The sequence below is a fragment of the Neobacillus sp. GCM10027624 genome (assembly GCF_042675345.1).
In the GTDB taxonomy this organism is placed as follows: domain Bacteria; phylum Bacillota; class Bacilli; order Bacillales; family Cytobacillaceae; genus Neobacillus; species Neobacillus cucumis_D.
This window is the reverse complement of sequence record NZ_JBHTHD010000008.1, coordinates 416,811-443,082: the sequence shown is the minus strand read 5'-3', so window position 1 is coordinate 443,082 and position 26,272 is coordinate 416,811. Positions and strand designations below refer to the sequence as shown.

General features: G+C 43.9%; 24 protein-coding genes. 18 read left to right on the top strand and 6 right to left on the bottom strand.

The genetic code is table 11. From position 1 onward, the window contains the following. Window positions 1–147 precede the first annotated feature (147 nt). On the bottom strand, window positions 148–891 hold the full coding sequence (locus ACFQZ9_RS13375; RefSeq protein WP_198310923.1) for an RsfA family transcriptional regulator: 744 nt from the start codon (window positions 889–891) through the stop codon (window positions 148–150). Window positions 892–1,180: 289 nt separating this feature from the next. Between ACFQZ9_RS13375 and ACFQZ9_RS13370 the strand changes: the two genes are divergently transcribed. The 3 genes from ACFQZ9_RS13370 (at window position 1,181) to ACFQZ9_RS13360 (ending at window position 3,386) form a co-directional block, all read left to right on the top strand. Further along, entirely contained in the window at window positions 1,181–1,402 is a 222-nt protein-coding gene (locus ACFQZ9_RS13370) for a YuzB family protein (RefSeq protein ID WP_198310922.1), read from the top strand. A gap of 143 nt (window positions 1,403–1,545) precedes the next feature. Then, window positions 1,546–2,853, top strand: a complete 1,308-nt coding sequence (locus ACFQZ9_RS13365; RefSeq protein WP_498944169.1) for an HD domain-containing protein — start codon at window positions 1,546–1,548, stop codon at window positions 2,851–2,853. A gap of 23 nt (window positions 2,854–2,876) precedes the next feature. Then, on the top strand, window positions 2,877–3,386 hold the full coding sequence (locus ACFQZ9_RS13360) for a YwgA family protein (RefSeq protein ID WP_198310920.1): 510 nt from the start codon (window positions 2,877–2,879) through the stop codon (window positions 3,384–3,386). A 22-nt stretch (window positions 3,387–3,408) separates the two neighbouring features. On the opposite strand, the gene thmT is transcribed toward ACFQZ9_RS13360, so the two are convergent. Continuing rightward, window positions 3,409–3,600, bottom strand: a complete 192-nt coding sequence (gene thmT, locus ACFQZ9_RS13355) for a 2-hydroxymuconate tautomerase (RefSeq protein WP_442852772.1) — start codon at window positions 3,598–3,600, stop codon at window positions 3,409–3,411. 215 nt (window positions 3,601–3,815) lie between these two features. Here thmT and ACFQZ9_RS13350 point away from each other — a divergent pair, with 215 nt between their 5' ends. Together ACFQZ9_RS13350 and ACFQZ9_RS13345 are read left to right on the top strand one after the other, a co-directional pair. Continuing rightward, window positions 3,816–4,409, top strand: a complete 594-nt coding sequence (locus tag ACFQZ9_RS13350; protein ID WP_498944274.1) for a site-2 protease family protein — start codon at window positions 3,816–3,818, stop codon at window positions 4,407–4,409. Window positions 4,410–4,424: 15 nt separating this feature from the next. Beyond that, window positions 4,425–4,934 carry a YwhD family protein gene (locus ACFQZ9_RS13345; protein WP_498944168.1) on the top strand — a complete coding sequence of 170 codons (510 nt, stop codon included), beginning with the start codon at window positions 4,425–4,427 and terminating at the stop codon, window positions 4,932–4,934. A gap of 139 nt (window positions 4,935–5,073) precedes the next feature. Here ACFQZ9_RS13345 and ACFQZ9_RS13340 read toward each other — a convergent pair whose 3' ends face one another. After that, window positions 5,074–7,140 carry a transglycosylase domain-containing protein gene (locus ACFQZ9_RS13340; RefSeq protein ID WP_498944167.1) on the bottom strand — a complete coding sequence of 689 codons (2,067 nt, stop codon included), beginning with the start codon at window positions 7,138–7,140 and terminating at the stop codon, window positions 5,074–5,076. A 295-nt stretch (window positions 7,141–7,435) separates the two neighbouring features. Between ACFQZ9_RS13340 and speE the strand changes: the two genes are divergently transcribed. The 5 genes from speE (at window position 7,436) to ACFQZ9_RS13315 (ending at window position 11,805) form a co-directional block, all read left to right on the top strand. Next, window positions 7,436–8,263 carry a spermidine synthase gene (speE, locus tag ACFQZ9_RS13335; RefSeq protein ID WP_198310917.1) on the top strand — a complete coding sequence of 276 codons (828 nt, stop codon included), beginning with the start codon at window positions 7,436–7,438 and terminating at the stop codon, window positions 8,261–8,263. Between the two features lie 76 nt (window positions 8,264–8,339). Beyond that, window positions 8,340–9,212: an agmatinase gene (speB, locus tag ACFQZ9_RS13330; protein WP_498944166.1), complete on the top strand. Its 873-nt coding sequence runs from the start codon at window positions 8,340–8,342 to the stop codon at window positions 9,210–9,212. Window positions 9,213–9,436: 224 nt separating this feature from the next. Beyond that, the gene (locus ACFQZ9_RS13325; RefSeq protein WP_498944165.1) at window positions 9,437–9,856 is read left to right on the top strand and encodes a YwiB family protein; all 420 of its coding nucleotides are present in this window, start codon (window positions 9,437–9,439) and stop codon (window positions 9,854–9,856) included. Further along, window positions 9,853–11,511: an arginine--tRNA ligase gene (gene argS / locus ACFQZ9_RS13320; RefSeq protein ID WP_498944164.1), complete on the top strand. Its 1,659-nt coding sequence runs from the start codon at window positions 9,853–9,855 to the stop codon at window positions 11,509–11,511. Before ACFQZ9_RS13325 ends, argS begins: the two co-directional genes overlap by 4 nt. 111 nt (window positions 11,512–11,622) lie before the next feature. Beyond that, window positions 11,623–11,805: an H-type small acid-soluble spore protein gene (locus tag ACFQZ9_RS13315; RefSeq protein WP_498944163.1), complete on the top strand. Its 183-nt coding sequence runs from the start codon at window positions 11,623–11,625 to the stop codon at window positions 11,803–11,805. Between the two features lie 43 nt (window positions 11,806–11,848). Here the strand turns inward: ACFQZ9_RS13315 and ACFQZ9_RS13310 are convergent, their stop codons facing one another. Further along, window positions 11,849–11,971 (bottom strand): DUF4023 family protein, encoded by a 123-nt coding sequence (locus tag ACFQZ9_RS13310; protein WP_081810635.1) that lies wholly within the window; start codon window positions 11,969–11,971, stop codon window positions 11,849–11,851. A gap of 140 nt (window positions 11,972–12,111) precedes the next feature. Here ACFQZ9_RS13310 and ACFQZ9_RS13305 point away from each other — a divergent pair, with 140 nt between their 5' ends. After that, window positions 12,112–12,738, top strand: a complete 627-nt coding sequence (locus ACFQZ9_RS13305) for a YitT family protein (RefSeq protein WP_498944162.1) — start codon at window positions 12,112–12,114, stop codon at window positions 12,736–12,738. Here ACFQZ9_RS13305 and uvsE read toward each other — a convergent pair. Both uvsE and cls read right to left on the bottom strand, forming a co-directional pair. After that, window positions 12,728–13,684, bottom strand: a complete 957-nt coding sequence (uvsE, locus tag ACFQZ9_RS13300; protein WP_498944161.1) for a UV DNA damage repair endonuclease UvsE — start codon at window positions 13,682–13,684, stop codon at window positions 12,728–12,730. The two genes, ACFQZ9_RS13305 and uvsE, sit on opposite strands and share 11 nt — an antisense overlap. A gap of 24 nt (window positions 13,685–13,708) precedes the next feature. Further along, window positions 13,709–14,911 carry a cardiolipin synthase gene (gene cls / locus ACFQZ9_RS13295; protein WP_498944160.1) on the bottom strand — a complete coding sequence of 401 codons (1,203 nt, stop codon included), beginning with the start codon at window positions 14,909–14,911 and terminating at the stop codon, window positions 13,709–13,711. A gap of 194 nt (window positions 14,912–15,105) precedes the next feature. Here cls and ACFQZ9_RS13290 point away from each other — a divergent pair, with 194 nt between their 5' ends. The 7 genes from ACFQZ9_RS13290 to icmF all read left to right on the top strand — a co-directional run bounded on the left by ACFQZ9_RS13290 (window position 15,106) and on the right by icmF (window position 26,270). Then, entirely contained in the window at window positions 15,106–17,208 is a 2,103-nt protein-coding gene (locus ACFQZ9_RS13290; protein WP_498944159.1) for a (Fe-S)-binding protein, read from the top strand. A 331-nt stretch (window positions 17,209–17,539) separates the two neighbouring features. Next, a complete protein-coding gene (locus ACFQZ9_RS13285; protein ID WP_498944158.1) occupies window positions 17,540–18,727 on the top strand; it encodes an acetyl-CoA C-acetyltransferase in 1,188 nt (395 codons plus the stop codon). Window positions 18,728–18,928: 201 nt separating this feature from the next. Beyond that, window positions 18,929–19,780 (top strand): 3-hydroxybutyryl-CoA dehydrogenase, encoded by an 852-nt coding sequence (locus ACFQZ9_RS13280; protein WP_198310909.1) that lies wholly within the window; start codon window positions 18,929–18,931, stop codon window positions 19,778–19,780. A 133-nt stretch (window positions 19,781–19,913) separates the two neighbouring features. Next, window positions 19,914–21,044 carry an acyl-CoA dehydrogenase gene (locus ACFQZ9_RS13275; RefSeq protein ID WP_498944157.1) on the top strand — a complete coding sequence of 377 codons (1,131 nt, stop codon included), beginning with the start codon at window positions 19,914–19,916 and terminating at the stop codon, window positions 21,042–21,044. Between the two features lie 68 nt (window positions 21,045–21,112). After that, window positions 21,113–22,252, top strand: coding sequence for an acyl-CoA dehydrogenase (locus ACFQZ9_RS13270; protein WP_327835360.1), 1,140 nt, complete (start codon window positions 21,113–21,115; stop codon window positions 22,250–22,252). A 125-nt stretch (window positions 22,253–22,377) separates the two neighbouring features. Continuing rightward, entirely contained in the window at window positions 22,378–23,013 is a 636-nt protein-coding gene (locus ACFQZ9_RS13265; RefSeq protein WP_498944156.1) for a TetR/AcrR family transcriptional regulator, read from the top strand. Then, the gene (gene icmF, locus ACFQZ9_RS13260) at window positions 23,010–26,270 is read left to right on the top strand and encodes a fused isobutyryl-CoA mutase/GTPase IcmF (RefSeq protein ID WP_498944155.1); all 3,261 of its coding nucleotides are present in this window, start codon (window positions 23,010–23,012) and stop codon (window positions 26,268–26,270) included. Before ACFQZ9_RS13265 ends, icmF begins: the two co-directional genes overlap by 4 nt. Window positions 26,271–26,272 lie beyond the last annotated feature (2 nt).

Sequence of the window (26,272 nt, the reverse complement as noted above, 5' to 3'; positions counted from 1 at the left end):
ACCTCCAGCGCCTAGCCCCTCGAGGGAAAAAATGAACTGCTTTTTTCCGAGGTCGCTTCGGCCCAGCCGATGAAGTCAAAGAACGACTTCACCGTCTGGGCTTCCAGCGCTTGCCTTAGGCTGACCAAGGCGCTTCCGCTTTTCGTTCTATTCCGCTACCTTTTCTAAATTACCATTACGGTCCATTTTGAATTTTGTAGCTGGGCGTTCTTCTTCTTCAAAAAGAACGAGCTTTCTGGCACGGTTCATAATTTTCATTAAGGTTTCATAATCTTCTTGAATGGTTTCGGTATTTTGCTCTAAACCTTCAATTTTCTTAGACATTTCATCGTTTTGTCGCTTCAATTCAGCGATTTCACGCTTTAATCTTTCATTCTCACTTTTTAGTGCTTCATTTTGAAGATTGGAATGATTAAAGTTTTGCAAGAAATCAATGACATGATCAATGGAAATTCCTGACGCTGATACCGGTGCGGTGCGGTAGGTTGTTTGTACCGCCGGTTTTGCATACGTCTCTTCAGCCATTTCCATGGTTAATTCCGGTAATTCCGGCAGTTCATATGACTCTGCTGCCTCAACTGGAACCTCCATGGTCACGAGCTCCTCTACTACCGGTGGATTGTAGAGCAGTTTCTTCTTACCGCCTTGGTCTTTCCCTAATATCCGCTGGCGCTGTTTGCGTTGTTTTTTCGATAATTGCAAGGCTTTTTCATAACGGTGGCGTACAACGGCATTCCATCTGAAACCACAGGCCGCAGAAGTCCGATTTAGTTTATCGCCAACCTCTTCAAATGCGTTCAACTGGGTACTGCCTTCCCTTACATGACGAAGGACCGTTTCGGCCAAAAGTAGATCATTTTCATCTGTCCATGCATCTTGACGAACTTTCATTTTTTCAACTCCCTTAAATATTTAGTACGATGAACTCGCTTGTGACGAGTTTTTAAAAGTTCTAGTCTTAGGATGGACAAGTTTTCCATGCTTTATACCAAATTGTTGCAAGGATAGTAGATTTTTTTAGAGTTTACTAAGGAGATGCACCTTGCATTCAAAAACAAGAAACTGTAAAATACCAATGGAGTTAAATGTCGATTTTTTTAATAAAAGTCTGATTTTCACTGCTAATAGTTGGTTAAAATAATATAAAGCTTTTGTTTAAAATGGAAAGAGGTTGTAAAAAATGTCCAATGAATTTCGTGTTTGCGATGACTGCCAGGCCGTAAATTTAAAGACATTAATCCCTCGTTTAAAAGAGATTGACCCGGATGCCGAGATTAAGATTGGCTGCCAATCGTATTGCGGACCAGGCCGGAAAAAGACCTTTGCGTTCGTGAACAACCGCCCGCTTGCGGCCTTATCGGAAGAGGAATTAATGGAAAAGATAAATAAAAAACTAAAATAAAATCACCTTCGACAACGTACCTGGGTGATTTTTCTTTTTAGTTGAGATTGTCGAAAAATACTGGGGGATTTTGCTGAAATTTGGGTGATTATCCCATAATTTGGAGCTATAATAGAAAGAAGAAAAGAGGAAGAGGGAATCAAATGGCATATTCGACGGAAAAACTGAGTGAAGAAAAAGTGTTTAAAGATCCAGTTCACCGCTATATCCATGTCCGCGACCGTGTGATATGGGATTTAGTCGGAACAAAGGAATTTCAGCGCCTGCGTCGAATTAAACAGCTAGGAACGACCTTTTTAACCTTTCACGGTGCAGAGCACAGCCGTTTCAATCATTCTCTCGGAGTTTATGAGATTGTCCGTCGCATCATTGATGATGTGTTTGCCGGACGTCCGGAATGGAACGACGAGGACCGCTTGCTCACGCTTTGTGCCGCACTCCTCCATGATTTGGGGCATGGCCCTTTTTCCCATTCCTTTGAAAAAGTGTTCGACTTCGACCATGAAGATTTTACCCGAGCGATTATTTTAGGAGATACAGAGGTAAATAAAGTGCTATCAAAGGCAGGAAAGGATTTTCCTGAAAAAGTGGCCGAAGTAATTGCGAAAACCTCTGAAAAAAAGCTGGTTGTTAGTTTAATATCCAGCCAGATTGATGCCGACCGGATGGATTACCTGCAAAGGGATGCCTATTTTACCGGGGTGAGCTACGGTCAATTTGATATGGAACGGATTTTGCGCGTGATGCGGCCAAGGGAAGACCAGGTCGTAATTAAAAAGAGCGGGATGCATGCGGTAGAGGATTATATTATGAGCCGCTATCAAATGTATTGGCAGGTCTATTTTCATCCTGTTTCCCGGAGCGCCGAGGTTCTTTTATCAAAAATCCTCCACCGCGCAAAGGATTTATTTGAGAGAAACTATACCTTTAAAAATAAGCCTGTTCATTTTTATTCGTTTTTTAATAATCAAGCCAAATTAGAAGACTATTTAAAATTGGATGAGGCTGTGATTTTATATTATTTTCAGATCTGGCAGGAGGAAGAGGATGCGACTTTAAGCGATCTTTGCCGCCGCTTTGTTAACCGAAATCTGTTTAAATATGCCGAATTTGATCCAGCGAAGGAATACAAAAAGCTGGCGCAGCTGACGAAGCTGTTTATCCAGGCCGATTTGGACCCGGAGTACTATTTGGTGGTCGACTCATCGTCTGATTTGCCTTATGACTTTTATCGCCCAGGCGAAGAAGGGGAGCGTCTTCCCATCCATCTATTGATGAAAAACGGGGAACTGCGCGAGCTTTCTAGAGAGTCGGAGATTGTTGATGCCATCTCTGGAAAAAGAAGAACAGACCACAAGCTCTATTATCCTGCTGATTTTCTTTTTGATGACACTGAAAATAAAGAGATAAAACAACAAATACGTGCCCTTTTAGAAATAGAGAACGATTGAGATTCGGAGTAGGAGATGTGAAGATGTTAAAAGATCACGCCAAGCTGATGCAGGCCGTTCTAGTATCCGGTGAAATTATCGGAAGAAAAAAGCTGCAAAAGATGATTTATATTGCGAAAAAAGTGTCTTTCCCATTCCATGAAAAGTTTCAATTTCATTTTTACGGCCCTTATTCGGAGGAACTGACTTTACGAGTAGAAGAATTGTGTAATATGGGATTTTTGAACGAGGTAAAGGAGAAAAAGGGAGGGTACTTCCAGTATCGCTATACGTTAACGGAAAACGGCCGCGAGTTTCTCAGCTTAAATGAAGTAGAGATGCCTTATTTGCAAGATTGCCTCGAGGATATGAACGATCAAAATGCTAGATTTTTGGAGCTTGTCTCAACGGTTTTATATTTTGATAATCTTCCAAAGGAAGAGGTTGCGAATAAAGTTTTTACGTTAAAAAGCAAGCAGCGCTATACGGAAGCGGAAATTGAGGAAGCGTATCAATATATTGAAAAACTTAAAGAAAAAGCTAAGACACAATGATGTCTTAGCTTTTTTACATGGCTTATTTATCAATTGCGCGGACGCCAGCGACTGCGTAATGATTTTTGGACATTTCCTCGATAATAATGGAAATACTCTCCTTCGGCGCACCCGCTGTTTCACTTACTGCTTCGGTAACTTTTTCTACTAGCGCGCGTTTCTGTTCATCAGAACGACCTTCAAGCATTTTTACTGTAATAATTGGCATATGTATATTCCTCCTTTTGATAGTAGTTTTTCATAAAAAATCAAAAAATTCAAGTTGGGTTGTTTTTTTCATTTTTCCAGCGGTTTCATGTATACTAAAAGGAAAATGAATACAGTGAATGGAACTATATAGACAGAGAATCGAATCGTAAAAGGAGAGGAGAAACCCAATTGAGTTTAGCTTACTCACTTAAGGAAATTCCGTATGTGGCGATTACGCTGATGATTGCCTTTACGTTCCATGAGTTTGCCCATGCCTATGTGGCTTATAAGTTCGGGGATATGACGGCAAAAAATCAGGGGAGGCTGACGTTAAACCCGCTCAAGCATCTTGACCCAATTGGAACCATCCTGATTTTTATTGCCGGGTTTGGCTGGGCTCGCCCTGTGCCGGTTAACCGCTTTTTCTTTAAGAACCCAAGGCTTGCAGGAATTCTTGTTTCGGTGGCCGGGCCGCTGAGCAATTTTATTTTGGCATCGGTAGGTTTTATCGTTTGGTATGCGCTATTACGCAGCGGGATGAATTTCCCGGACCAACTTTATGGGTTTTTTGACTTATTTGTCAGGCTTAATGTAGTCTTGTTTGTTTTTAATCTTTTACCGTTTCCACCACTGGATGGTTACCGCATTATAGAGGATTTGGCTCCAAATGGAGTACGGGCAAAAATGACGCAATATGAATCGTATGGTTCATTTATTTTTTTAATTTTAGTCATTACCCCGCTTGATCGTTATACGATTCAGCCACTCATGTATGGGGTGATCCCATCCGTATTGAAGGGGTTAAATGATTTTTATTATGGACTATTTTTCTAGGAGGACTTTTGGGATATGGAAGAAAAAAAGAAAAAAGTTGGTTTTAATATTATTAAAAGTGACCCAACAGACGGGCACCGCGGTTATGGCAAGGGGGCGCTGAGCCTTGATAATGTTTCCCCGGTAATGATTGATGTGGATGCCGGCGAGGCGGAAATTGATGTCGGTGCCATGCATGCCCGCAGTGCGGTCGAAAAGGGAATCAAGTTTCTGCCAAATAAGGATGAGGTGCCAAACGGAAAGCCTTACTGGCTTGTCTGGGTAACGATCGACCGAAACGAAGAAGGGCCATATTATGCCGGAGTGACGGCTTGTGAAATGACAGTGGACCGCGAAATCCGCCGCGGCTACAAATTGCTTCCTCTGCATGTAAACTACATGGATAAGTCACTCAAACGCCATATTATTGTTGAGCATATGGATGAAAAATCGAAAAAAGTGCTGGCTGAATTTTTGCGTAATCACAATGCGGATTTTTGGAAAAATTCATCGGAAGAACTAAAAAAAGGTTTAACGGCTGAGTAATTTTTTGTAAATCACTTGTAGTTTTACTGGAAAAAAAGTAAACTAATAGACAGCGTGAATACACGTAAAACTAGGACACGAAAAGCTCCGGAGGCATCCGGAGCTTTTCACATTGTGTTTTGTAGTAAACAGGTGAAAACTAATTCGCCCATTTAAAAATTCGTTTGTACCATGGGTCCTTGTGCTCGGTGTTCTTTTTCAAAGGATTTGATTCGGAACGGTCCATATGTTCGGTACAATATTCCGTCGGCTCGGTGCCTTTCACAAAGTAAGTGAACCTTCGCACCGGGCAGTCCTTGGTCGCGAGCTTGCCGTTTTCAGGATTGACATAGACACCAATGACGCCTTCCTTCGGAGGCTTAAAGGCCTTAACCGTCTTATCCTTCAATGCCTCCTCCATAAACTGCGCCCAAATATTTTTTGAATATGATTTTTCCGCCACATAATCAATTGGTTTACTTTCATCATAGCCTGACCAGACAGCCGTCACAAGCTGCGGTGAGAATCCAATCATCCAGCTGTCTGTTTCCGTTGAACCGGATTTACCGGCATAAGGCCGGGTCAATTCCTTGATGACCGTGCTTCCGGTCACTCTTGAATAACCGTCAAGCTTCGGATCAAAAATTCCAGTCAGCATTTGCGTCATAACGTAAGCTTTAGCAGGATCTAATACCTGTTTGTTGTCCTGCTCTTTTTCATAAAGGATCTTTCCATTATAGTCTTCAACGCGCGTAATCAAGGTTGGTTCCACCTTTTTTCCGCCATTGGCAAAAAGGCTGTAGGCACCTGCCATGTCAACCACACGAACCCCGGAAGTTCCCAGGGCAAGGGACGGCACCTTCGCCATTTTCGTGGAAATCCCAAACTTTTTTGCCGTTTTGATTAACGTTTCTTCTCCTAAAAATAAATGCGTTTTTACGGCATAAATATTATCGGATAACGCCAGTGCCTGGGCCAGAGTAATTTCCCCGCCCGCATACTTATTATTAAAATTATGCGGTGTATATTGGGAACCATCATCAAAATGAAAGGTCGTAGACTCGCTCCGCATCGTCGACGATGGTGTAAATCCATGGCTGAGCGCTGCGTAATAAAGAATCGGTTTAATCGTTGAACCCGGCTGCCGCTTTGCTTGGGTGGCACGGTTATACTGGCTCTTTTCATAATCACGGCCGCCAATCATTGCCTTAACGCCGCCCGTCTTCGGATCCATCGCCACAAGGGCGGTTTGGATTTCTGATCCGCTGGCGATGACGCTTTGTACTTGCTTTTCGGCCGCCTCCTGCTGTTTCAAGTCGAGCGTCGTATAGACCTTTAAGCCGCCAAGTGCAATCGTGCGGTCATCCAAATGCAATTGATTTTTTAACGCAATTTTAACCGCATCCTGAAAATACGGTGCAACCTTTACTTGTTGGTGCGGGTGTGCGGCAACAAAGGCAAGTGATTTCCCGGCTGCTGCCTTTGCCTGACTTTCCTTGATATAGCCGTTTTTCACCATTGTCATTAGGATGATTGACTGGCGGTGTTTTGCATTTTTAATCGAAACGAGAGGGGAGTAATACCCCGGACCCTTCGGAATACCTGCCAGCATTGAGGCCTCAGCAAGGGTTAAATCGGCTGCTTTTTTTCCAAAATAAAATTGACTGGCTGCTTCAACGCCGTAGGCACCATTGCCGTAATAGATTGTATTTAAGTAGCCTTCAAGTATTTGCCTTTTCGAATAATTCATTTCCAGGCGGATCGTATAAAATGCCTCCATCAGTTTCCTCGACCAAGTTTTATCGTGCTCGAGGAAAAGGTTCCGAGCGTATTGCTGGGTGATGGTACTGGCCCCTTGGACCTTTCCAAATGCCTGGATATCGGCCACAACTGCCCCGGCAATCCGCTTCATATCAAAGCCATGATGGTGGTAAAAATTTTTATCTTCAATTGATACGGTCGCATCCACTAAATCCGGAGAAATATCCTTTAAGGATACCCAGTAGCGCTTCTGGCCGCTGTTGCTTTCTCCAATTAATGTCCCGTCATCGGAAAAAAACAGGGTCGATTGAGGCACGGCAAGTGGCGGTGCTCCTAAAATTTTTGCATAGCCAAGAACGCCGAGAAAGAGAATGAGCATACAAACCATGCCGATCAAACTGATGATAATAATCGCACGCAAATACTTAATTGTTTTCCGAAACCCGTGATTCGTCATGATTTCCATAATATTCACCCCTTGTGCATTCAACGTTAGTCCCTGGAATTCATTCCGAGACCTTTTATCTAAAAATATTTATAGTAACAGTATGAAAAAAATGGATGCATTTTAAACATTTCCCAGAGAGAAATGAAAATTTTTCTTGAAATTTTGCTAGATTCCTCTATACTTTTTCTTGTTTGTAATTTAAGTGTTTGGGTAGGATAAAATGGAGTGGTACCTTCGTGATCAGATAAGTGAATAAATATTAGCTTTGGTGATTACTTAGTTAAAATTGAAAATAGATGAGAGGAAGATGAACATGACAATTTGGTTTACAGAAAAGCAAACCGAAAATTTTGGCATCACGATGAAAGTAAATAAGACTTTACATACAGAGCAAACAGAATTTCAAAAGCTGGATATGATTGAAACAGAAGAATGGGGTAACATGCTTCTTTTAGATGACATGGTGATGACTTCTGTTCGTGACGAATTTGTTTATCATGAAATGGTGGCGCACGTGCCTTTATTTACTCACCCAAATCCTGAAAATGTTTTGGTTGTCGGCGGCGGCGATGGCGGGGTTATTCGTGAAGTATTGAAGCACCCAAGCGTTAAAAAGGCAACGCTTGTTGATATTGATGGCAAGGTAATTGAGTATTCAAAGAAATTCCTTCCTGAAATTGCTGGCAAGTTAGACGATCCTCGTGTGGATGTTCGGGTGGACGACGGCTTTATGCATATTGCAAAAAGTGAAAATGAATATGATGTCATCATGGTTGACTCAACAGAGCCAGTTGGACCTGCTGTGAACCTGTTCACAAGAGGCTTCTACGCTGGAATTTCAAAGGCGCTAAAAGAAGATGGTATTTTCGTGGCTCAGTCTGATAATCCATGGTTTAAGGCAGATTTAATTCGCAATGTTCAACGCGATGTACGTGAAATCTTCCCGATCACCCGTTTATATGTAGCGAATATTCCTACCTACCCAAGCGGCTTATGGGCATTCACAATCGGTTCAAAAAAATATGACCCACTAGAAGTAAGCGACGACCGTTTCCACGAGATCGAAACAAAATACTACACTAAAGAACTTCACAAAGCAGCATTCGTGCTGCCTAAATTTGTGGGCGATTTAGTTAAATAATAAGTGGGGGTCTGACCCCCGCTTGATTAACCGGTAAAGTGATGGGGTGCTGACCCCATAAAAGAGGAGTGTTAAGATGCGTTTCGATGAAGCTTATTCAGGAAATGTCTTTATTAAGAGTCATCCGAATTTTGAGGAGAGTAAGGCGGTTCTGTACGGGATGCCGATGGATTGGACGGTAAGCTACCGACCTGGTTCCCGTTTTGGCCCGACTCGTATTCGTGAGGTTTCGATTGGTTTGGAAGAGTATAGTCCATACCTTGATCGGGAGCTTGAGGATGTTAAATATTTTGATGCTGGGGATATTCCACTGCCGTTTGGAAATCCACAAAAGAGCTTAGATTTAATTGAAGAATATATCGTCTCCTTGCTGGATGCCGGGAAATTCCCACTTGGCATGGGCGGCGAACATCTGGTTTCATGGCCGGTCATGAAAGCTGTCTTTAAAAAATATCCAGATTTGGCGATCATTCATTTTGATGCTCACACGGATTTACGTGAGAATTATGAAGGCGAGCCGTTATCGCATTCAACGCCGATTCGCAAAATTGCGGAATTAATTGGACCGAAAAATGTCTATTCCTTCGGGATTCGTTCTGGGATGAAGGAAGAGTTTGAATGGGCAAAGCAGGTTGGCATGCATATTTCTAAATTTGAAGTGCTTGAGCCGCTTAAGGAAATCCTTCCGACGCTTGCAGGGCGTCCGGTCTATGTAACGATTGATATCGACGTATTGGACCCTGCCCATGCACCGGGAACAGGTACCGTTGACTGCGGCGGAATTACTTCGAAAGAGCTATTGGCATCCATCCATGCAATCGCCCGCTCTGAAGTAAACGTTGTTGGCGGCGACCTCGTAGAAGTAGCACCAATCTACGACAACTCCGAACAAACCGCAAACACAGCCAGCAAACTCATCCGTGAAATGATCCTTGGCTGGGTGAAATAGGAAAAGCGGAAGCGCCCGTTTTTCGGGCGCTGGAGCTGGACAATTCTCAAAGTCGCAATCCTATATTGAGTTATAAGTGCCTGTCCTTTTGAAGGGGCAGGCTTTTTGAATCGACAAAATTCGGGTGGTGACAGGCACCGCCCGAATTTTGTCGATTTTGAATTGCCGCTTTAATATGGGTATAATAGAAAAAGTGAATTTGTGTTTAGAGGAGTGCGGTTTGTTTGTCAACGCCTGAGATACCGGTAAAGATAGTAGTGAGAACGACGATTGATCAACAGGAGACTTTTGAGTTGCAGTTGTTTGGTCAATATTTTGAAAAGGGCAATGCCTCTTATCTGAAGTATGAGGAAGCAAGGGAGGAGGGGAGCGTCCGGACAATTGTGAAAATGGCTGTTAAGGAAGGTTTGATTTTACGCGGCGGTGCCGTAAAAATGCGCCTGCCATTCGAGTTAAATCGAAAACTGAACGGCAGCTATGAGATGCCGTTTGGCCAGTTTGAGACGACTACCTTAACGAAAAACCTTGAACATTCTTTTGATAATGGCCAAGGCTTTATTGACATACTTTACGATTTTACCATGCAGGGCTCACCCGCAGGTACATACCATTTACAGATTACCTTCCAGGAGGATAAAAAATGAATATAGTGGAGCAGGTTCAAAATAAAATTAAAGAAGAAATTAAGGCAGCTGTTTTAAAGGCCGGTCTCGCCACGGAAGAGCAAATTCCTGATGTCATTCTTGAGACCCCAAAGGAAAAAGCGCACGGCGATTATTCTACTAATATGGCGATGCAGCTGGCACGCGTCGCAAAAAAGGCGCCGCGGATGATTGCTGAAGCACTCATTGAAAACTTCGACCGTTCAAAGGCATCGATTGAAAAAATTGAATTAGCAGGACCGGGCTTTATTAATTTTTATATGAACAACAGCTATTTAACCGATCTAATCCCAACGGTTCTAAAAGCGGGGGAAAAGTACGGAGAAACAACGGTAGGTAATAACCAAAAAATTCAGGTCGAGTTTGTTTCCGCAAACCCAACCGGTGACCTGCACCTTGGACATGCCCGCGGAGCCGCTGTCGGTGATTCACTCTCCAATATTTTGGCGAAGGCCGGATATGATGTGTCCCGTGAATACTATATCAATGATGCAGGTAACCAGATTAATAATCTTGCCAAATCAGTAGAAGCACGATATTTCCAAGCATTAGGTTTAGAAAAAGAAATGCCTGAAGACGGTTATCATGGTGAAGATATTATCAATATTGGAAAAACGCTTGCCGAAGAGTATGGCAATAAGTATGTCGAAGTGGATGAGGCTGAACGTTTTGAATTTTTCCGAGAATATGGTTTGACATATGAAATGGAAAAATTAAAGCGCGACCTCGAGGATTTCCGCGTCCGCTTTGATGTCTGGTTCTCGGAAACCTCTCTTTATAAAAATGGAAAAATTGACAAGGCACTCGCGGCACTGCGTAAAACCGGTTATATCTATGACGAGGACGGTGCAACCTGGCTCCGTTCAACTGATTTTGATGATGATAAGAACCGCGTACTCATTAAGCAGGACGGATCTTACACCTATTTAACGCCAGATATCGCTTATCATAAAGACAAACTGGACCGCGGCTTTGAAAAACTAATCAATATTTGGGGTGCGGACCATCACGGCTATATTCCGCGGATGAAGGCGGCCATTCAGGCCTTGGGCTATGCCCGTGATGCCCTCGAGGTCGAAATTATCCAGCTTGTTCACCTCTATAAAAACGGTGAAAAGATGAAGATGTCTAAGCGTACAGGAAAAGCGGTCACAATGCGTGATTTAGTCGATGAGGTCGGCCTCGATGCCACCCGTTACTTCTTTGCAATGCGCTCATCCGATACGCATATGGATTTTGACCTGGATTTAGCGGTTTCTGAGTCGAATGAGAACCCAGTGTATTATGCGCAATATGCCCACGCTAGGATTTCGAGCATTTTACGTCAGGGCGGAGAGGTGGATACGGAAGCCAACTTCTCTTTAATTGACTCTGAAAAGGAAATTGATTTATTGAAAAAGCTTGGCGAGTTCCCGCAGGCAGTAGGAGAAGCAGCTGTGAAACGTGTTCCGCACCGCGTCACAAACTATATCTTTGAACTGGCTTCAACGTTCCATAGTTTTTATAATGCGGAAAAAGTTCTTGATCCGGAATTTCCAGAGCGTTCCGCCGCTCGTTTGGGGCTAGTGAAAGCCGTAAAGATTACCTTACGCAATGCGCTCGCATTAATCGGTGTATCCGCTCCAGAAAAAATGTAGTTTATGTTGGCCAAGCTGAAAAGTCTAATTGGAATTTTTATCAAAAATGGATGAATATCATCCAAAAAATAGTAAATATTAAAATAGACTTTTTAGTTAGGAGTGATCTTCATGAATATAGGAAGAGCGAAGGAAATCTGCGAGTCTGCAGATGTGATACAGGTTACCTATGAGGGAACCCCGGTAATCATTCAGCATGTGGATGAAGCAACAAAAATGGCGAGAATTTATTCACGGAGTAACCCAGAAGAGGAAAGGGATGTTCCCGTCCTCAACTTAATTGAAGAACAATAGAAAAGCATCGGTGCAAATGCCGATGCTTTTCGCTTGTCCTGATTCAATTATGCTGGTTATTCGGAAGCTTTTTATCCGGATGTCCCTTTCCTTGGTGCGTTTTATTATAGTCTTGTTTCTTTTTGTCCTCAGCTAATTTTTTTACAAATTCACTTGTGTTCTCCATCATAATCCCTCCTTGATATTTGTTACTTTAACCATTCGCGGTTGAAATCATGCCCCGGAACATGTCTTATTTTTTTGCGGATAAAATCAGGAATTCCACCATACATAATGAGTAGGACAATTGAACGGATGGGGGCTTATATGTTTAAGGAGCGAATTAAAAATTATATAAATGAAAAAAGAACGGCCCATTTCTCCTTGTATAAGCGGGGTGGTGGGGTCTTAATCGGGGTTTCGCTTGTAGCGGCAGCCCTGCAGCTGCTATTAGTGAAAAATTACATTATTGATGGCGGAATTGTAGGAATTAGTATTTTGCTCGCTCATATCACCGACTATAAAGTGGGATTCTATATTTTCCTGTTAAATACGCCTTTTTTACTGCTTGGCCTACTTTATCTTGGAAAAAGGTTTTTGATTATCAGCCTCGGAGCACTTCTTTTTTTAAGCCTAGAATTGTATATGCTCGAGCCGTTTCCGGTGCTTACCAAAAACCCCATTCTCGTCATCTTCCTCGGTGGGATTTGCTTGGGAATGGGGGTGGGAATGATTATTCGCTTCGGTGGGTCCCTCGATGGTACGGAGATTTTAGCCATTATGTTAAGTCAGCGGACCCCTTTTTCGATTGGGCAATATGTGTTGTTTTTTAATTTCTTTATTTTTTTTAGTTCGATTTTTGTCTTTGGCCTACTTGAGGCGGTATACTCGTTGGCAACCTTTTGTATTGCCTGTAAAACGATTGATCTGTCCCTTAAAAATATTAGGTTATAGCAATGGCCGCCCCGCGAACCCTTTTAAAGCCGCGCAGCCTGCTCATGTCCTCCACCAGCTTTAGGCAGGCTTGGTCCTTGGCTTTTGCTTCAATCATAAAATCTACATCCCGTCCGATCCCGGTAAGTAACTTTACAAATGGCAGGATAAATTCCAAATCGACATAATCGGCATGGGAACGAAATTCCTTTTCGGATTTCGGAGACGAAATGTGAACCTTCGGCGGGAGTCCCACTCGCTCCCATGTTTGAAACAAACGCGGTAGCAATTCCTCTAAAGGATCCTCGCATAAATTCGCCATATGATGATGATAATCAAACACAAATGGAACCTGCTCCTTTTCACAGGAGGTTAAGGTTTCCGCAGTGTGATAGGTTTTATCGTCATTTTCCAAGGTCATCACCTGTTTAATCGGAAGCGGAAGGGCAGTCAAATTTTGATGAAATCGGGTCAGTGCCTCCGCTTTATTCCCATATGCACCGCCGATATGAATATTAATCAGCGACTCCTGTTCAAGCCCCATGGCCTCTAGCATCCGAAAGTGATACTCCATATCGATCACGGCATTTTCGGTAATTTTTGGATTCTTTGAAGTAAACAATGTAAATTGATTAGGATGAAAACTTACCCTTAGCTGGTTTTTACGGACAACCTCTCCAATTTCCTGCCATTCCTTTTGAAACGGAGTGACAAAATCCCAACGTACCTCCGGATGGGTGGCAAGCGGGACAAGGGAGCTGGAAAAACGGTAGAGTTCAATTTCATGGGCAATATTGTAGTGAAGCATTCGTAAGGTATGATCAAGGTTTTGCTTCGTCACTGAAAGTAGCTTTTCCAGTTGCTCCTTTTTTTGTAACTCCCTGTAACGTGTAAACGTAATCGTTTTTGATGGAGAGGCATCCCATAGGGTTGTCGCTTGCGAGACATATCCGAAACGAATCTTCATTTTTCAAACTCCTGTCGTTTGCTGCTATAAAAAATAAGAAAAAATTCCGGCGATGCCTTCTTTCACGGATCTGAAAAGGTTTGGTTTCGTTAATTCCTTCAGTGTCAATGGCCGTGAATCCTCGATATCTTTTTGCAAAACGGCCTTCAGCCGTTCAATGAATTCAGGATTATAAATATAGCAGTTAATTTCTTTGTTTAAAAATAAACTTCTTTTATCAAAATTGGCGGTGCCGATATCGCAAAGCTTATCGTCGATGACAATTGTTTTTGCATGGTAGAAACCATTTTTAAATTGGAAAACCTTTGCGCCCTCGCGCAAGAGTGTCTTAAAATAGCGATGGGATGCCTCCTGTACGAGAACATGGTCTGAGGTATAGGGAACGACAATCGCGAGTTGAACGCCTCTCTTCAAGACTGCACGTAATTCCTGAAAAAGCGGCTTGCTCGGAATAAAATAAGGGGTCCCAATAATAATTGACTCTTTTGCCATTTGAAGCAGTCCAAGATACTTTTTCTCCAGAGTAACAGCCTCTGTCGGCATCAATTGATGGCGGATCAAACCTTTTGAAACTTCAGGGAAATATTTAGAGTGATTCAATAAGTCTTCACTGGTATTTTCCCGCCAGTCAATTAGAAATTCGCTTTGTAAAAAGGTTGCGCCTTCACCGAGCAGTTTTAAATGGTAATCCCGCCACGGGCTGAGTTTTGGATCCTCGTTGATGTATTCCTTGCCAATGTTGTATCCGCCAAGATACCCAATTTTTCCATCGATAATCGTAATTTTCCGATGATTGCGTACCTGTGCCGAGTAAAAAAGATAGGGGAGCTTTACTCGGTTGCAATATGAAAAGTGGACGCCAGCTTCACGGAGTTCATTTATCGAATGTTTTTTTAAACGGATGCCGCCGATGCGATCAAGCAGAAGCCTGACTTCTACACCTTCCTTTGCCTTTTCTTTTAATAATTTTAAAAAAGTATGGCTAAACTTGTCATTTTTGATAATATAAAAGAGAATGTGAATATGCCGTTTGGCTTCTTTTATTTCTTTGAAATAATCGGCAAACAGCTCAGGCCCATGCGGGAAGATATCCAGCTGGCCATGAAGCATGGGAGTTTCACAATTTTTCATCTGTGAGTGATGTTTCTTTCTTCCTAGTCTAAAATCGAGGACTAGCCATATGATGATAAGAAGTAGTACTCCAACAAAAGTAACCGCAAATGTCATCTGGTATTTCCCTCCTCATCATATTTTTATGGTTTCCAATTGAAAACGCTTCTATGAATTTGAGTTTCTAAAATAAAGTTTGAAAAATTTCATTGACTGAATGCTCATTCATTATATAATAGAGATAAAGGATTCTGAAAATTTATTCGGTTTAAAATTTTCTTAAACAGGAAGTGAGAAAGGGGAGTTTTGATGTGACAGGTATTTTATGGGTAAACCTTATTGCCTTCTTAGTTGTAACCGCTTACGGAATTAGCCTATTCGCTTATGTAGTCAAAACGCGGATTGCCTACATTAAGCTCGGCAAAAAGGTTGAGTTTGACAATAACGTCAAAGAGAGGCTGCAAAAGATTTGGGTCAATGTGTTTGGCCAGAGTAAATTATTAAAGGACAAAAAGATGGGTGCCATCCACGTGGCCTTCTTTTACGGGTTCCTTTTGGTCCAATTTGGTGCAATTGATTTTATTTGGAAAGGAATTCATCCGGGTTCGCATCTGCCGCTTGGTCCGTTGTATCCGGCGTTTACCTTTTTCCAAGAGATTGTCACCCTTGTTATTTTAGTAGCAGTGCTTGGGGCATTTTATCGCCGTTATATTGAAAAATTGGTCCGTTTAAAGCGGGGCTTTAAATCAGGCCTTGTTTTGATTTTTATCAGCGGCTTAATGATTTCCGTTTTGCTCGGTAATGGGATGGGAATTATTTGGCACGGAGAGGACCCTTCTTGGTCTGAACCGGTTGCCTCTGTCATTTCCCTGGCGTTTTCATGGGTAGGGAAAACTGCGGCGATTGTCGTTTTCTACTTTGCATGGTGGGTACATTTAATTTTCTTATTATCCTTCTTAGTTTATGTGCCGCAAGGAAAGCACGCCCACTTAATTGCAGGTCCTGCGAATGTTTATTTTAACCGTTTAGAAAAGCCAGGTAAGTTAAAGAAAATTGATTTTGAAGATGAATCACAGGAATCATTTGGGGTTGGAAAAATTGAAGACTTTACCCAGCTGCAAATGATTGATTTTTATGCCTGTGTAGAATGCGGACGTTGTACCAATATGTGTCCGGCAACCGGAACAGGCAAAATGCTTTCACCAATGGATTTAATCGTGAAAATGCGTGATCACCTTACGAATTACGGTGCAGCGGTTACCTCGAAACAGCCGTGGGTGCCAACCTTCGCATTTGCGAATACAAAAGGAAATCAACTGGCACTTGCAGCAGCAGGTCAAGGTGCAGAAGAGGCAGCAGCAGCGGGTATTTATAGCCCAAGCCTGATCGGCGATGTCATCACGGAAGAAGAAATCTGGGCTTGTACGACCTGCCGTAACTGTGAAGATCAATGTCCAGTTATGAACGAGCACGTGGATAAAATTATCGACCTTCGCCGTTATCTTGTGTTAACAGAAGGAAAAATGGATGCGGATGCGCAGCGGGCGATGACGAATATCGAGCGCCAGGGAAATCCATGGGGACTTAACCGGAAAGAGCGCGAAAACTGGCGTGAGGTTCGCGAGGATGTTCATGTTCCTACAGTAAAGGAAATGAACAAGGCCGGTGAAGAATTCGAATACCTCTTCTGGGTTGGTTCGATGGGGTCTTACGATAACCGCAGCCAAAAGATTGCTCTTTCGTTCGCAAAATTAATGAACGAAGCTGGCGTGAAATTTGCGATCCTCGGCAATAAGGAAAAGAACTCCGGTGATACGGCACGCCGTCTCGGAAATGAATTCTTATTCCAGGAACTTGCAACGAAAAACATTGAAGAGTTTGAAAAGGCAGAGGTTAAGAAAATCGTTACGATTGACCCGCATGCCTACAATATTTTCAAAAATGAGTATCCAGATTTCGGATTAACGGCAGAGGTGTACCACCATACGGAGGTCCTTTATGAGCTTGTCCGTGATGGCAGATTGGTGCCAAAGCATTCTGTCGAGGAAACGATTACGTTCCATGACTCCTGCTATCTAGGCCGTTACAATGACGTCTATGATCCGCCACGGGAAATTTTAAAAGCAATTCCAGGCGTGAAGCTTATGGAAATGGAGAGAAACAGAGAAAAGGCGATGTGCTGTGGTGCCGGCGGCGGTCTAATGTGGATGGAAGAGGAAACAGGAAACCGCATTAACGTAGCAAGAACAGAGCAGGCCCTTGAAACGAATTCAACGGTGATCAGCTCCGCATGTCCATATTGCTTAACAATGATTTCAGATGGAACAAAGGCAAAAGAAGTGGAAGAAAAAGTGTCCACTTACGACGTTGCTGAACTTCTCGAAAAAGCAGTATGTGGAGGCCCGGCAGCTTAATGATTTAAATTTATTGAATAGTAGAGGTTGATTGTTTATTAAGAATTCATGAAATTTTAGAAATTTTGTGTAAAACAATTCAACTTCTACTGTTTTTTATGTAAAATAGAAGTAAGGATTAAAACGCTTTCATACTTAAAAACTTCATCACTTTAACCACAAAAATATCACATCAAAGAACTTCATCAAGTTCAGTACTTATTTCATTAATCTTTGCAGACTCTGATTGTCTGCGTCATTTTTTCGGCATTTTTCGAGCGAGCGTTCAGTCGCTTCCGAGAAACATATCATTATTTTTGTCAAAAACATAGGAAATGGGAGAGTGTTTGGAATGGGGAAAACAGTCATTTTAAGCGGAGTTCGTACACCTTTTGGAAAAATGGGCGGTACTTTAAGCAGCTTCACAGCATCGGAGCTTGGCGGAATCGCTGTAAAGGAAGCGTTAAACCGTGCGGATGTTAAGCCTGAAGAAGTCCAAGAGGTAATCCTTGGAAGCGTTTTGCAGGGAGGACAAGGACAAATCCCTTCACGCCAGGCAGCAAGACATGCTGGTCTGCCATGGGAAGTGAAAACGGAAACCATTAACAAAGTCTGTGCTTCAGGAATGCGCAGTGTTACTTTAGCTGACCAAATCATTCGTGCTGGTGATGAGGAACTGATTGTGGCTGGTGGTATGGAATCGATGAGTAATGCACCGTATATTCTGCCAAAAGCAAGATGGGGCTTAAAAATGGGTGACTCTTCCGTTAAGGATTTAATGATCCATGACGGCTTAAGCTGCAGCTTTACAGGCGCTCACATGGGAACGTACGGAAATGGAACCGCAAAGGAAATGGAAATCAGCCGTGAAGCGCAGGATGAATGGGCTTACCGCAGTCACGCACGGGCGATTGCTGCCATTGAAAGCGGGAAGTTTGCCGAGGAAATCGTGGCAGTTGAAGTGCCGCAGCGAAAAGGAGCGCCGGTCGTTGTTGAGCAGGATGAAGCACCGCGGAAAGATACCTCATTAGAAAGATTGTCAAAGCTTACGCCGGTATTTAATTTTGAAGGAACGATTACTGCCGGGAATGCGCCGGGCGTAAATGACGGTGCGGCGGCACTTGTGCTGATGAGCGAAGAGCGTGCAGAGCGTGAAGGCCGTAAACCGGAAGCGGTCATTTTAGGGCATGATGCGATAGCGGTGGAAGCAAAGGATTTCCCGAAAACGCCGGGACTTGTCATCAATGAAATACTACGAAAAACCGGAAAAAGCTTAGGAGAAATTGACTTGTTTGAAATCAATGAGGCCTTTGCAGCAGTTGCATTGGCGAGCAGCCAAATTGCCGGACTTGACTCGGAAAAGGTCAATGTGAACGGCGGTGCGGTTGCCCTCGGTCACCCAATTGGGGCAAGCGGCGCACGGATTATCCTGACATTAATGCATGAATTGAAGCGACGTGGCGGTGGAATTGGAATTGCTGCTATCTGCAGCGGCGGCGGCCAGGGCGATGCTGTGATGATTGAGGTTCCGAAGGCTTAACAGAAGCGGACAGTTTTTGAACGGGAATTTCGCATCGCAGATAAAATGGCGGTGTTCGCAGATAAATGGTTTCGTTACGCAGATAAATTCCTCTGTAAGGCAGATAAATCCATTTTTCCGCAGATAAAAGGCTAGTTTCATAGATCTTATATAAAAAGGGGCTGACCTAAGGAGCGGGCAGCCCCGCTTGGAGGGAAAATCATGAAGGTTGAAAAGGTAATGGTCATTGGTGCAGGGCAAATGGGCTCAGGAATTGCCCAAGTTTGTGCCCAAGCGGGATATCAAGTGTTTTTAAATGACTTGAAGTCGGAGTTCGTTGAGCGCGGTTTAGGCGTAATTAATAAAAACCTTTCAAGAAACGTGGACAAAGGCCGCTTAACGGAAGAGCAAAAGCAGGAAGTATTGGCAAGGCTGACGCCTTCTACTGACCTCCATGATGCAAGCGCTGTCGATTTGGTCATTGAAGCAGCGGTTGAAAACATGGAAATTAAGGCGAAAGTCTTTGCCCAGCTTGATGAAATTACCCCGGAACATGTCATTTTGGCCAGCAACACCTCCTCACTGCCGATTACGGAAATCGCTGCGGCAACGAAGCGTCCAGAAAAGGTCATCGGCATGCATTTCATGAATCCGGTGCCGGTGATGAAGCTTGTTGAAATTATCCGCGGATTGGCAACGGCAGATGAAGTGTATCAGGTAATTGAAGATATGACGAAAACATTGAGCAAAGTACCGGTTGAAGTGAATGACTATCCAGGATTCGTATCAAACCGCATTCTTATGCCGATGATCAATGAGGCGATTTATACGCTATATGAAGGTGTGGCAACGAAAGAAGCAATTGATGAAGTGATGAAGCTTGGTATGAACCATCCAATGGGACCGTTAACATTGGCAGATTTTATCGGCTTGGATACATGCCTGTACATTATGGAAACCTTGCATGAAGGCTTTGGCGATGACAAATACCGTCCATGTCCGCTGCTTCGTAAATATGTAAAAGCAGGCTGGCTTGGCAAGAAAACCGGACGCGGGTTTTACACATATGAATAGATAAAGGTAACACCGTAGAAATGGATTATAAAATAGAAAACATTTTAGGAAGGTCTTAACTGCAAACACCATAGGAATGGTTCGAAACATAGCCATGTAAATACAATCAAAATCCTCGGGAAGGGGAATGGACATGAACCTAACATTCACAGAAGAACAAGAAATGATGCGAAAAATGGTCAAGGATTTTGCAGCAAATGAAATTGCTCCATTTGTCGAGCGGATGGAGCAAGGTGAATTCCCGCGTGAGGTCCTCCGCAAAATGGGCGAACTAGGCTTAATGGGGATTCCGGTTCCGGAAAAATACGGGGGTGCGGCGATGGATTTCACTTCCTACATCATTGCGATTCACGAAATTTCCAAGGTGAGTGCGACTGTTGGGGTAATTCTTTCCGTTCATACTTCGGTGGGCACAAACCCAATTTTATATTTTGGCACGGAAGAACAAAAACAACGGTATATACCGAAGCTTGCAAGCGGGGAGTATTTAGGGGCGTTTTGCTTAACCGAGCCAAGCTCGGGTTCTGATGCTGCCAGCCTGAAATCGCGGGCCATCCGCGATGGTGATTACTATAAAATAAACGGCACGAAGGCGTTTATCACCAATGGCGGAGAAGCCGATGTCTATATCGTGTTTGCTTCCACGAATCCGGAAAAAGGTGCGCGTGGAATAACAGCCTTTATTGTGGAAAAAAACACCCCTGGTCTGATTATTGGTAAGGACGAAAAGAAAATGGGGCTGCACGGTTCAAGAACGGTTCAGCTTACATTTGAAGATATGTTGGTGCCGGTTGCCAATCGTCTTGGCGAAGAGGACGAAGGCTTTAAAATTGCCATGGCAAACCTAGAGGTTGGCCGTATTGGGATTGCGACCCAAGCCCTTGGAATTGCTGAGGCAGCTTTAGAAGCGGCTACAGACTACGCAAAGCAGCGTCAACAGTTCGGCAAGCCAATTGCAGCGCAGCAAGGGGTTGCTTTTAAGCTGGCCGATATGGCGACAAGTGTGGAGGCAGCAAAACTATTAATCTATCGAGCAGCGGATTTGCGCAAACGCGGTGTGAAATGCGGCTTCGAATCGTCTGTCGCTAAGCTGTTTGCTTCTCGAACGGCGGTGGAAGTGACGACTGAGGCGATTCAAGTATTTGGCGGGTACGGCTACACCGAAGATTACCCGGTTGAACGCTATTTCCGTGATGCGAAAATTACCGAGATTTATGAAGGAACAAGCGAGATTCAGCGCATTGTTGTGAGCAAGCATCTGTAAATTCTTGATAGGCAGATAAAATTTTAACTTTGTAGATATCGAACTGTATACCCAAGGAGGACTCGAAAATGAACTTTCAATTATCCGAAGAGCATGAAATGATTCGTAAAATGGTCCGGGATTTTGCCCGAAACGAGGTTGCGCCAACTGCGGCCGAGCGTGATGAGGAAGAAACCTTTGACCGCGCCATATTTGATAAAATGGCGGAGCTTGGATTAACAGGAATTCCGTGGCCGGAAGAGTACGGCGGCATTGGCAGTGATTATCTTGCTTATTGTATCGCAGTCGAAGAACTTTCCCGCGTTGACGCATCCATCGGGGTAACACTTTCTGCCCACACCTCGCTTGCGGGCTGGCCTCTATACAAGTTCGGATCTGAAGAGCAAAAACAAAAATACCTTCGTCCCATGGCAGAAGGATCAAAAATTGGCGCCTACGGCTTAACCGAGCCTGGAAGCGGTTCTGATGCTGGCGGGATGAGAACGACCGCTCGCTTGGAGGGTGACCACTACGTCCTGAACGGTTCAAAAATTTTCATTACCAATGGCGGGATTGCTGACATCTATGTCGTGTTTGCCTTAACGGACCCATCCAGCAGACAAAAAGGAACAACTGCCTTTATTATCGAAAAAGACTTCCCGGGCTTCTCCGTCGGTAAAAAGGAAAAGAAGCTTGGCATTCGTTCGTCGCCAACAACAGAAATCATTTTTGAAGATTGCAAGGTGCCGGTTGAAAACAGACTCGGCCAAGAAGGCGAAGGCTTTAAAATTGCGATGATGACGCTTGATGGCGGCCGCAATGGCATTGCAGCACAAGCGGTGGGAATTGCGCAGGGCGCACTTGATGCAGCGGTTGATTATGCAAAAGAACGCCACCAGTTTGGCAAGCCGATTGCAGCGAACCAAGGAATCAGCTTTAAGCTTGCGGATATGGCAACAGCTATTGAGGCTTCAAGACTATTAACCTATCAAGCAGCATGGCTGGAGTCAAACGGGCTGCCTTACGGAAAAGAGTCAGCGATGTCTAAATTAATGGCCGGTGACACGGCGATGAAGGTGACGACCGAAGCGGTTCAAGTGTTTGGCGGCTACGGATATACAAAGGATTACCCGGTAGAACGGTTTATGCGCGATGCAAAAATCACGCAAATCTATGAAGGTACACAAGAAATTCAACGCCTTGTCATCTCAAGGATGGTAACGAAATAGATAAGCAGAAATGCACTGAAAGACCAATATAACAGGAATTTGAAGGCTCCCCCGTTAAAGAAAGCAGGAAAACTCGAACACCTGCTTTTTTAGGAGGGCGCCGGGAACAAAAGGCGGTTTTGAACGTGACGAAAAAAAGGGAAGTACAGGCTTCGGTCAAGGATGAGCGTCTCGTTGAAAAAAGACGTGATCAAATGATTAAAGGGGCCGTTACACTTTTTAAAGAAAAGGGGTTTCATCGGACGACAACGAGAGAAATTGCGAAGGCGGCTGGATTTAGCATTGGGACGCTATATGAATATATCCGCTCGAAGGAAGATGTCCTTTATCTTGTCTGTGACAGCATTTATGAGCATGTCAGTGATCGCCTGCAGAAGGACCTCGACAATAAACAGGGGACATTGGCGAATTTAAAGCAAGGGATTGCGAACTACTTCCGGGTGGTAGATGAGATGCAGGATGAGTTTCTTGTCATGTACCAGGAAGTAAAATCGTTAACGAAGGATGCCCTTCCATATGTTCTCAACAAAGAAAAGGAAATGGCGGCGATGTTTGAAAAGCTGCTGGTCCTATGTGTGGAAAATGGAGAGCTGGATTTATCAGAAAAACAATTAAAGCTTATTTCCCACAACATAATTGTCGACGGGCATATGTGGAGCTTCCGACGCTGGTCCGTTCAGAAATTATATACCATCGATGAATATATTGAACTACAGACCGAGTTGATTTTATCCGGAATGAAGCAAAAAGGGGGAGCATGATGGAGATTTATAAGCCAAAACATCACATCCGATTTGTCACCGCATCCAGTCTCTTTGACGGACATGATGCCTCAATCAATATTATGAGAAGAATTCTTCAGTCAAGCGGGGCAGAGGTCATCCATTTAGGCCACAACCGTTCGGTAGAAGAGGTGGTAAACGCAGCGATTCAAGAGGACGTGCAAGGAATTGCCATTTCATCTTATCAAGGCGGCCATGTGGAATATTTTAAATACATGTATGATTTACTAAAGGAAAAAGGCGCACCGAACATCCGCATATATGGCGGCGGGGGCGGCGTTATTATCCCAAAAGAAATCAAGGAACTTCATGATTACGGAATTGCCTGGATTTTTTCACCGGAGGACGGCAGGAAGATGGGCCTTCAAGGGATGATTAACCGCATGCTTGAGGAATGCGATTTCCCTACCGTAACAACCAATGCGGCGGAGCAGATTGAGAAATTACAAACTGGCGATGTTAACGCCATTGCCAAGCTGATCACGCTTGCGGAGCTGCATGTGGATGACAATAAAGAAGTTGCTGCAGCGGCAGAGCTTGTTCTCGATCAAGTTAAAACGTTAACAAAAGCCATTCCGGTTGTCGGGATTACCGGTACAGGCGGTGCTGGAAAAAGCTCGCTGACAGATGAACTGATTCGTCGTTTTATTAACGAGCTTCCAGATAAAAGAATAGCGGTATTATCCGTTGATCCAACAAAACAAAAGACGGGCGGAGCGCTGCTGGGTGACAGGATTCGGATGAATGCCATATTCTCACCGAATATCTACATGCGCAGTCTTGCGACTCGATCATCGAAAACGGAATTATCCTTGGCTATCAAGGATGCCGTGTCCGTTGTTAAAGCAGCCGGATTTGATCTCGTTATTGTCGAAACGAGCGGAATCGGCCAAGGCGATGCGGAAATTACTGAGATTTGTGACCTTTCTATGTATGTGATGACAAGTGAATTCGGAGCGCCATCACAGCTTGAAAAAATTGATATGATCGACTTTGCTGATCTTATCGTGATCAATAAATTTGAACGCAAAGGCTCGGAGGATGCGAAGCGCCATGTGCAAAAGCAATACCAGCGCAGCCATATGCTTTTTGAAAAGGATCCATCCGAAATGCCGGTGTATGGAACAATTGCCAGTCAGTTTAATGACCTCGGCACCAACGCACTTTTTGCAGCATTAGTTGAAAAAATTAATGAAAAAATGGCTTCAGATTGGGAGACCTCCTTTAATAAGCAGGCAAAGGTTGAAAAACAAAGTGTCATCATTCCAACCGACCGCCGCTATTACTTACGGGAAATTTCCGATACCGTGCGCCGTTACCATAAGAAAGCGGAAGAACAGGCAGACTTGGCTCGGAAGCTGTTCCAGCTTGAAGGGGCAATTGCCGCTGTGAAGGAGCGGGAGGCTGGCAGTGAAATTGTTGCTTCTTTAGAAGCGATCAAACTAGAAACGGAAGAGAAGCTGACACCGGAATCGAAAAAAATCCTGAACGGCTGGTCGGCAACGAAGGAAGCTTATTCGAAGGATCAATTCGTAACGAGAATTCGTGATAAAGAAATTATTACGGTATTAAAATCGAAGAGTCTTTCCGGCCTCGACATTCCTAAGGTGGCCTTGCCGAAATATAAAGATTATGGAGAAATCCTTCGCTGGGTGTACCGTGAAAATGTACCTGGTTCATTTCCGTACACGGCAGGGGTATTTCCTTTCAAACGTGAAGGAGAGGATCCAAAACGGCAGTTTGCCGGGGAAGGGACACCGGAGCGCACGAACCGCCGCTTCCACTATTTATCGAAGGATGACCCGGCAAAACGCTTAAGCACAGCGTTTGACTCGGTTACCCTTTATGGGGAGGATCCGGATCACCGTCCGGATATTTATGGGAAGATTGGCACGAGTGGCGTTAGCGTTTGTACGCTTGATGATATGAAAAAGCTGTACGATGGATTTGACTTATGCCACCCATCCACATCAGTTTCGATGACGATTAATGGTCCGGCTCCGATTATTTTGGCGATGTTTATGAATACAGCGATTCACCAGCAGGTTAAGAAAAAAGAAGCGGAGCTTGGCCGCGTGTTGACGGTAGAAGAATTTGCTGAGGCTAGAGCCTATACATTGAAAACCGTCCGCGGTACGGTGCAGGCGGATATATTAAAAGAAGACCAGGGTCAAAACACCTGTATTTTCTCCACGGAATTTGCCCTAAGGATGATGGGCGATATTCAGCAGTATTTCATTGACCATCAGGTGCGCAATTATTATTCCGTTTCCATTTCAGGCTACCATATTGCTGAAGCAGGGGCGAATCCGATTTCACAATTGGCGTTCACGCTATCAAACGGGTTTACGTACGTTGAATATTATTTAAGCCGCGGTATGAAGATTGATGATTTTGCAGCAAACCTTTCGTTCTTCTTCTCGAATGGTTTGGATCCGGAATATACTGTAATAGGCCGCGTTGCCCGCCGCATTTGGGCAACGGTGATGCGCGATAAATATGGTGCAAATGAGCGCAGTCAAAAGCTGAAGTACCATGTGCAAACATCCGGGCGTTCACTGCATGCGCAGGAAATTGATTTTAATGATATCCGGACAACACTTCAGGCGTTAATGGCACTCCATGATAACTGTAACTCGCTTCATACGAATGCGTATGATGAAGCGATCACGACTCCAACCGAGGAATCTGTAAGAAGAGCGATGGCGATTCAGATGATTATCACGAAGGAGCATGGTTTAACTAAGAATGAAAATCCGCTTCAAGGTTCGTTTATCGTTGAAGAGCTGACAGATCTTGTCGAAGAGGCGGTTTTACAGGAATTCGAGCGGATTAATGACCGCGGCGGGGTGCTCGGTGCGATGGAAACGCAGTACCAGCGCGGAAAAATCCAGGATGAGTCGATGTATTACGAGATGAAAAAGCATACGGGCGAATTGCCAATTATCGGCGTCAATACGTATTTGAATCCAAATCCTCCATCTGAGGAAGAGGTAGACAATATGGAGCTGGCCCGGGCAACGGAGGAAGAAAAGGAACTGCAGATTCACAATTTGCGCGAGTTCCAAAGAGCCCATTCGGGTGCAGCAGAACAGGCATTAAAGGCATTAAAGGCATCAGCGGTCAACAATGGCAACATTTTTGCAGCATTAATGGAGACCGTCAAAGTAGCGAGTCTCGGACAGATTACAAAAGCGCTTTACGAGGTTGGCGGGCAGTACAGAAGAAATATGTGAAT

Bases quoted from the DNA above. Each gene is read 5' to 3' on its own strand.
- ACFQZ9_RS13280 (WP_198310909.1), top strand. From the start codon at position 18,929: ATGAAGGTTGAAAAGGTAATGGTCATTGGTGCAGGGCAAATGGGCTCA.
- ACFQZ9_RS13375 (WP_198310923.1), bottom strand. From the start codon at position 891: ATGAAAGTTCGTCAAGATGCATGGACAGATGAAAATGATCTACTTTTG.
- ACFQZ9_RS13345 (WP_498944168.1), top strand. From the start codon at position 4,425: ATGGAAGAAAAAAAGAAAAAAGTTGGTTTTAATATTATTAAAAGTGAC.
- uvsE (WP_498944161.1), bottom strand. From the start codon at position 13,684: ATGAAGATTCGTTTCGGATATGTCTCGCAAGCGACAACCCTATGGGAT.
- ACFQZ9_RS13370 (WP_198310922.1), top strand. From the start codon at position 1,181: ATGTCCAATGAATTTCGTGTTTGCGATGACTGCCAGGCCGTAAATTTA.
- cls (WP_498944160.1), bottom strand. From the start codon at position 14,911: ATGACATTTGCGGTTACTTTTGTTGGAGTACTACTTCTTATCATCATA.
- ACFQZ9_RS13340 (WP_498944167.1), bottom strand. From the start codon at position 7,140: ATGGAAATCATGACGAATCACGGGTTTCGGAAAACAATTAAGTATTTG.
- ACFQZ9_RS13360 (WP_198310920.1), top strand. From the start codon at position 2,877: ATGTTAAAAGATCACGCCAAGCTGATGCAGGCCGTTCTAGTATCCGGT.
- ACFQZ9_RS13275 (WP_498944157.1), top strand. From the start codon at position 19,914: ATGAACCTAACATTCACAGAAGAACAAGAAATGATGCGAAAAATGGTC.
- ACFQZ9_RS13350 (WP_498944274.1), top strand. From the start codon at position 3,816: ATGATTGCCTTTACGTTCCATGAGTTTGCCCATGCCTATGTGGCTTAT.
- ACFQZ9_RS13315 (WP_498944163.1), top strand. From the start codon at position 11,623: ATGAATATAGGAAGAGCGAAGGAAATCTGCGAGTCTGCAGATGTGATA.
- argS (WP_498944164.1), top strand. From the start codon at position 9,853: ATGAATATAGTGGAGCAGGTTCAAAATAAAATTAAAGAAGAAATTAAG.
- ACFQZ9_RS13310 (WP_081810635.1), bottom strand. From the start codon at position 11,971: ATGGAGAACACAAGTGAATTTGTAAAAAAATTAGCTGAGGACAAAAAG.
- speE (WP_198310917.1), top strand. From the start codon at position 7,436: ATGACAATTTGGTTTACAGAAAAGCAAACCGAAAATTTTGGCATCACG.
- ACFQZ9_RS13365 (WP_498944169.1), top strand. From the start codon at position 1,546: ATGGCATATTCGACGGAAAAACTGAGTGAAGAAAAAGTGTTTAAAGAT.
- ACFQZ9_RS13270 (WP_327835360.1), top strand. From the start codon at position 21,113: ATGAACTTTCAATTATCCGAAGAGCATGAAATGATTCGTAAAATGGTC.
- ACFQZ9_RS13285 (WP_498944158.1), top strand. From the start codon at position 17,540: ATGGGGAAAACAGTCATTTTAAGCGGAGTTCGTACACCTTTTGGAAAA.
- speB (WP_498944166.1), top strand. From the start codon at position 8,340: ATGCGTTTCGATGAAGCTTATTCAGGAAATGTCTTTATTAAGAGTCAT.
- ACFQZ9_RS13305 (WP_498944162.1), top strand. From the start codon at position 12,112: ATGTTTAAGGAGCGAATTAAAAATTATATAAATGAAAAAAGAACGGCC.
- icmF (WP_498944155.1), top strand. From the start codon at position 23,010: ATGATGGAGATTTATAAGCCAAAACATCACATCCGATTTGTCACCGCA.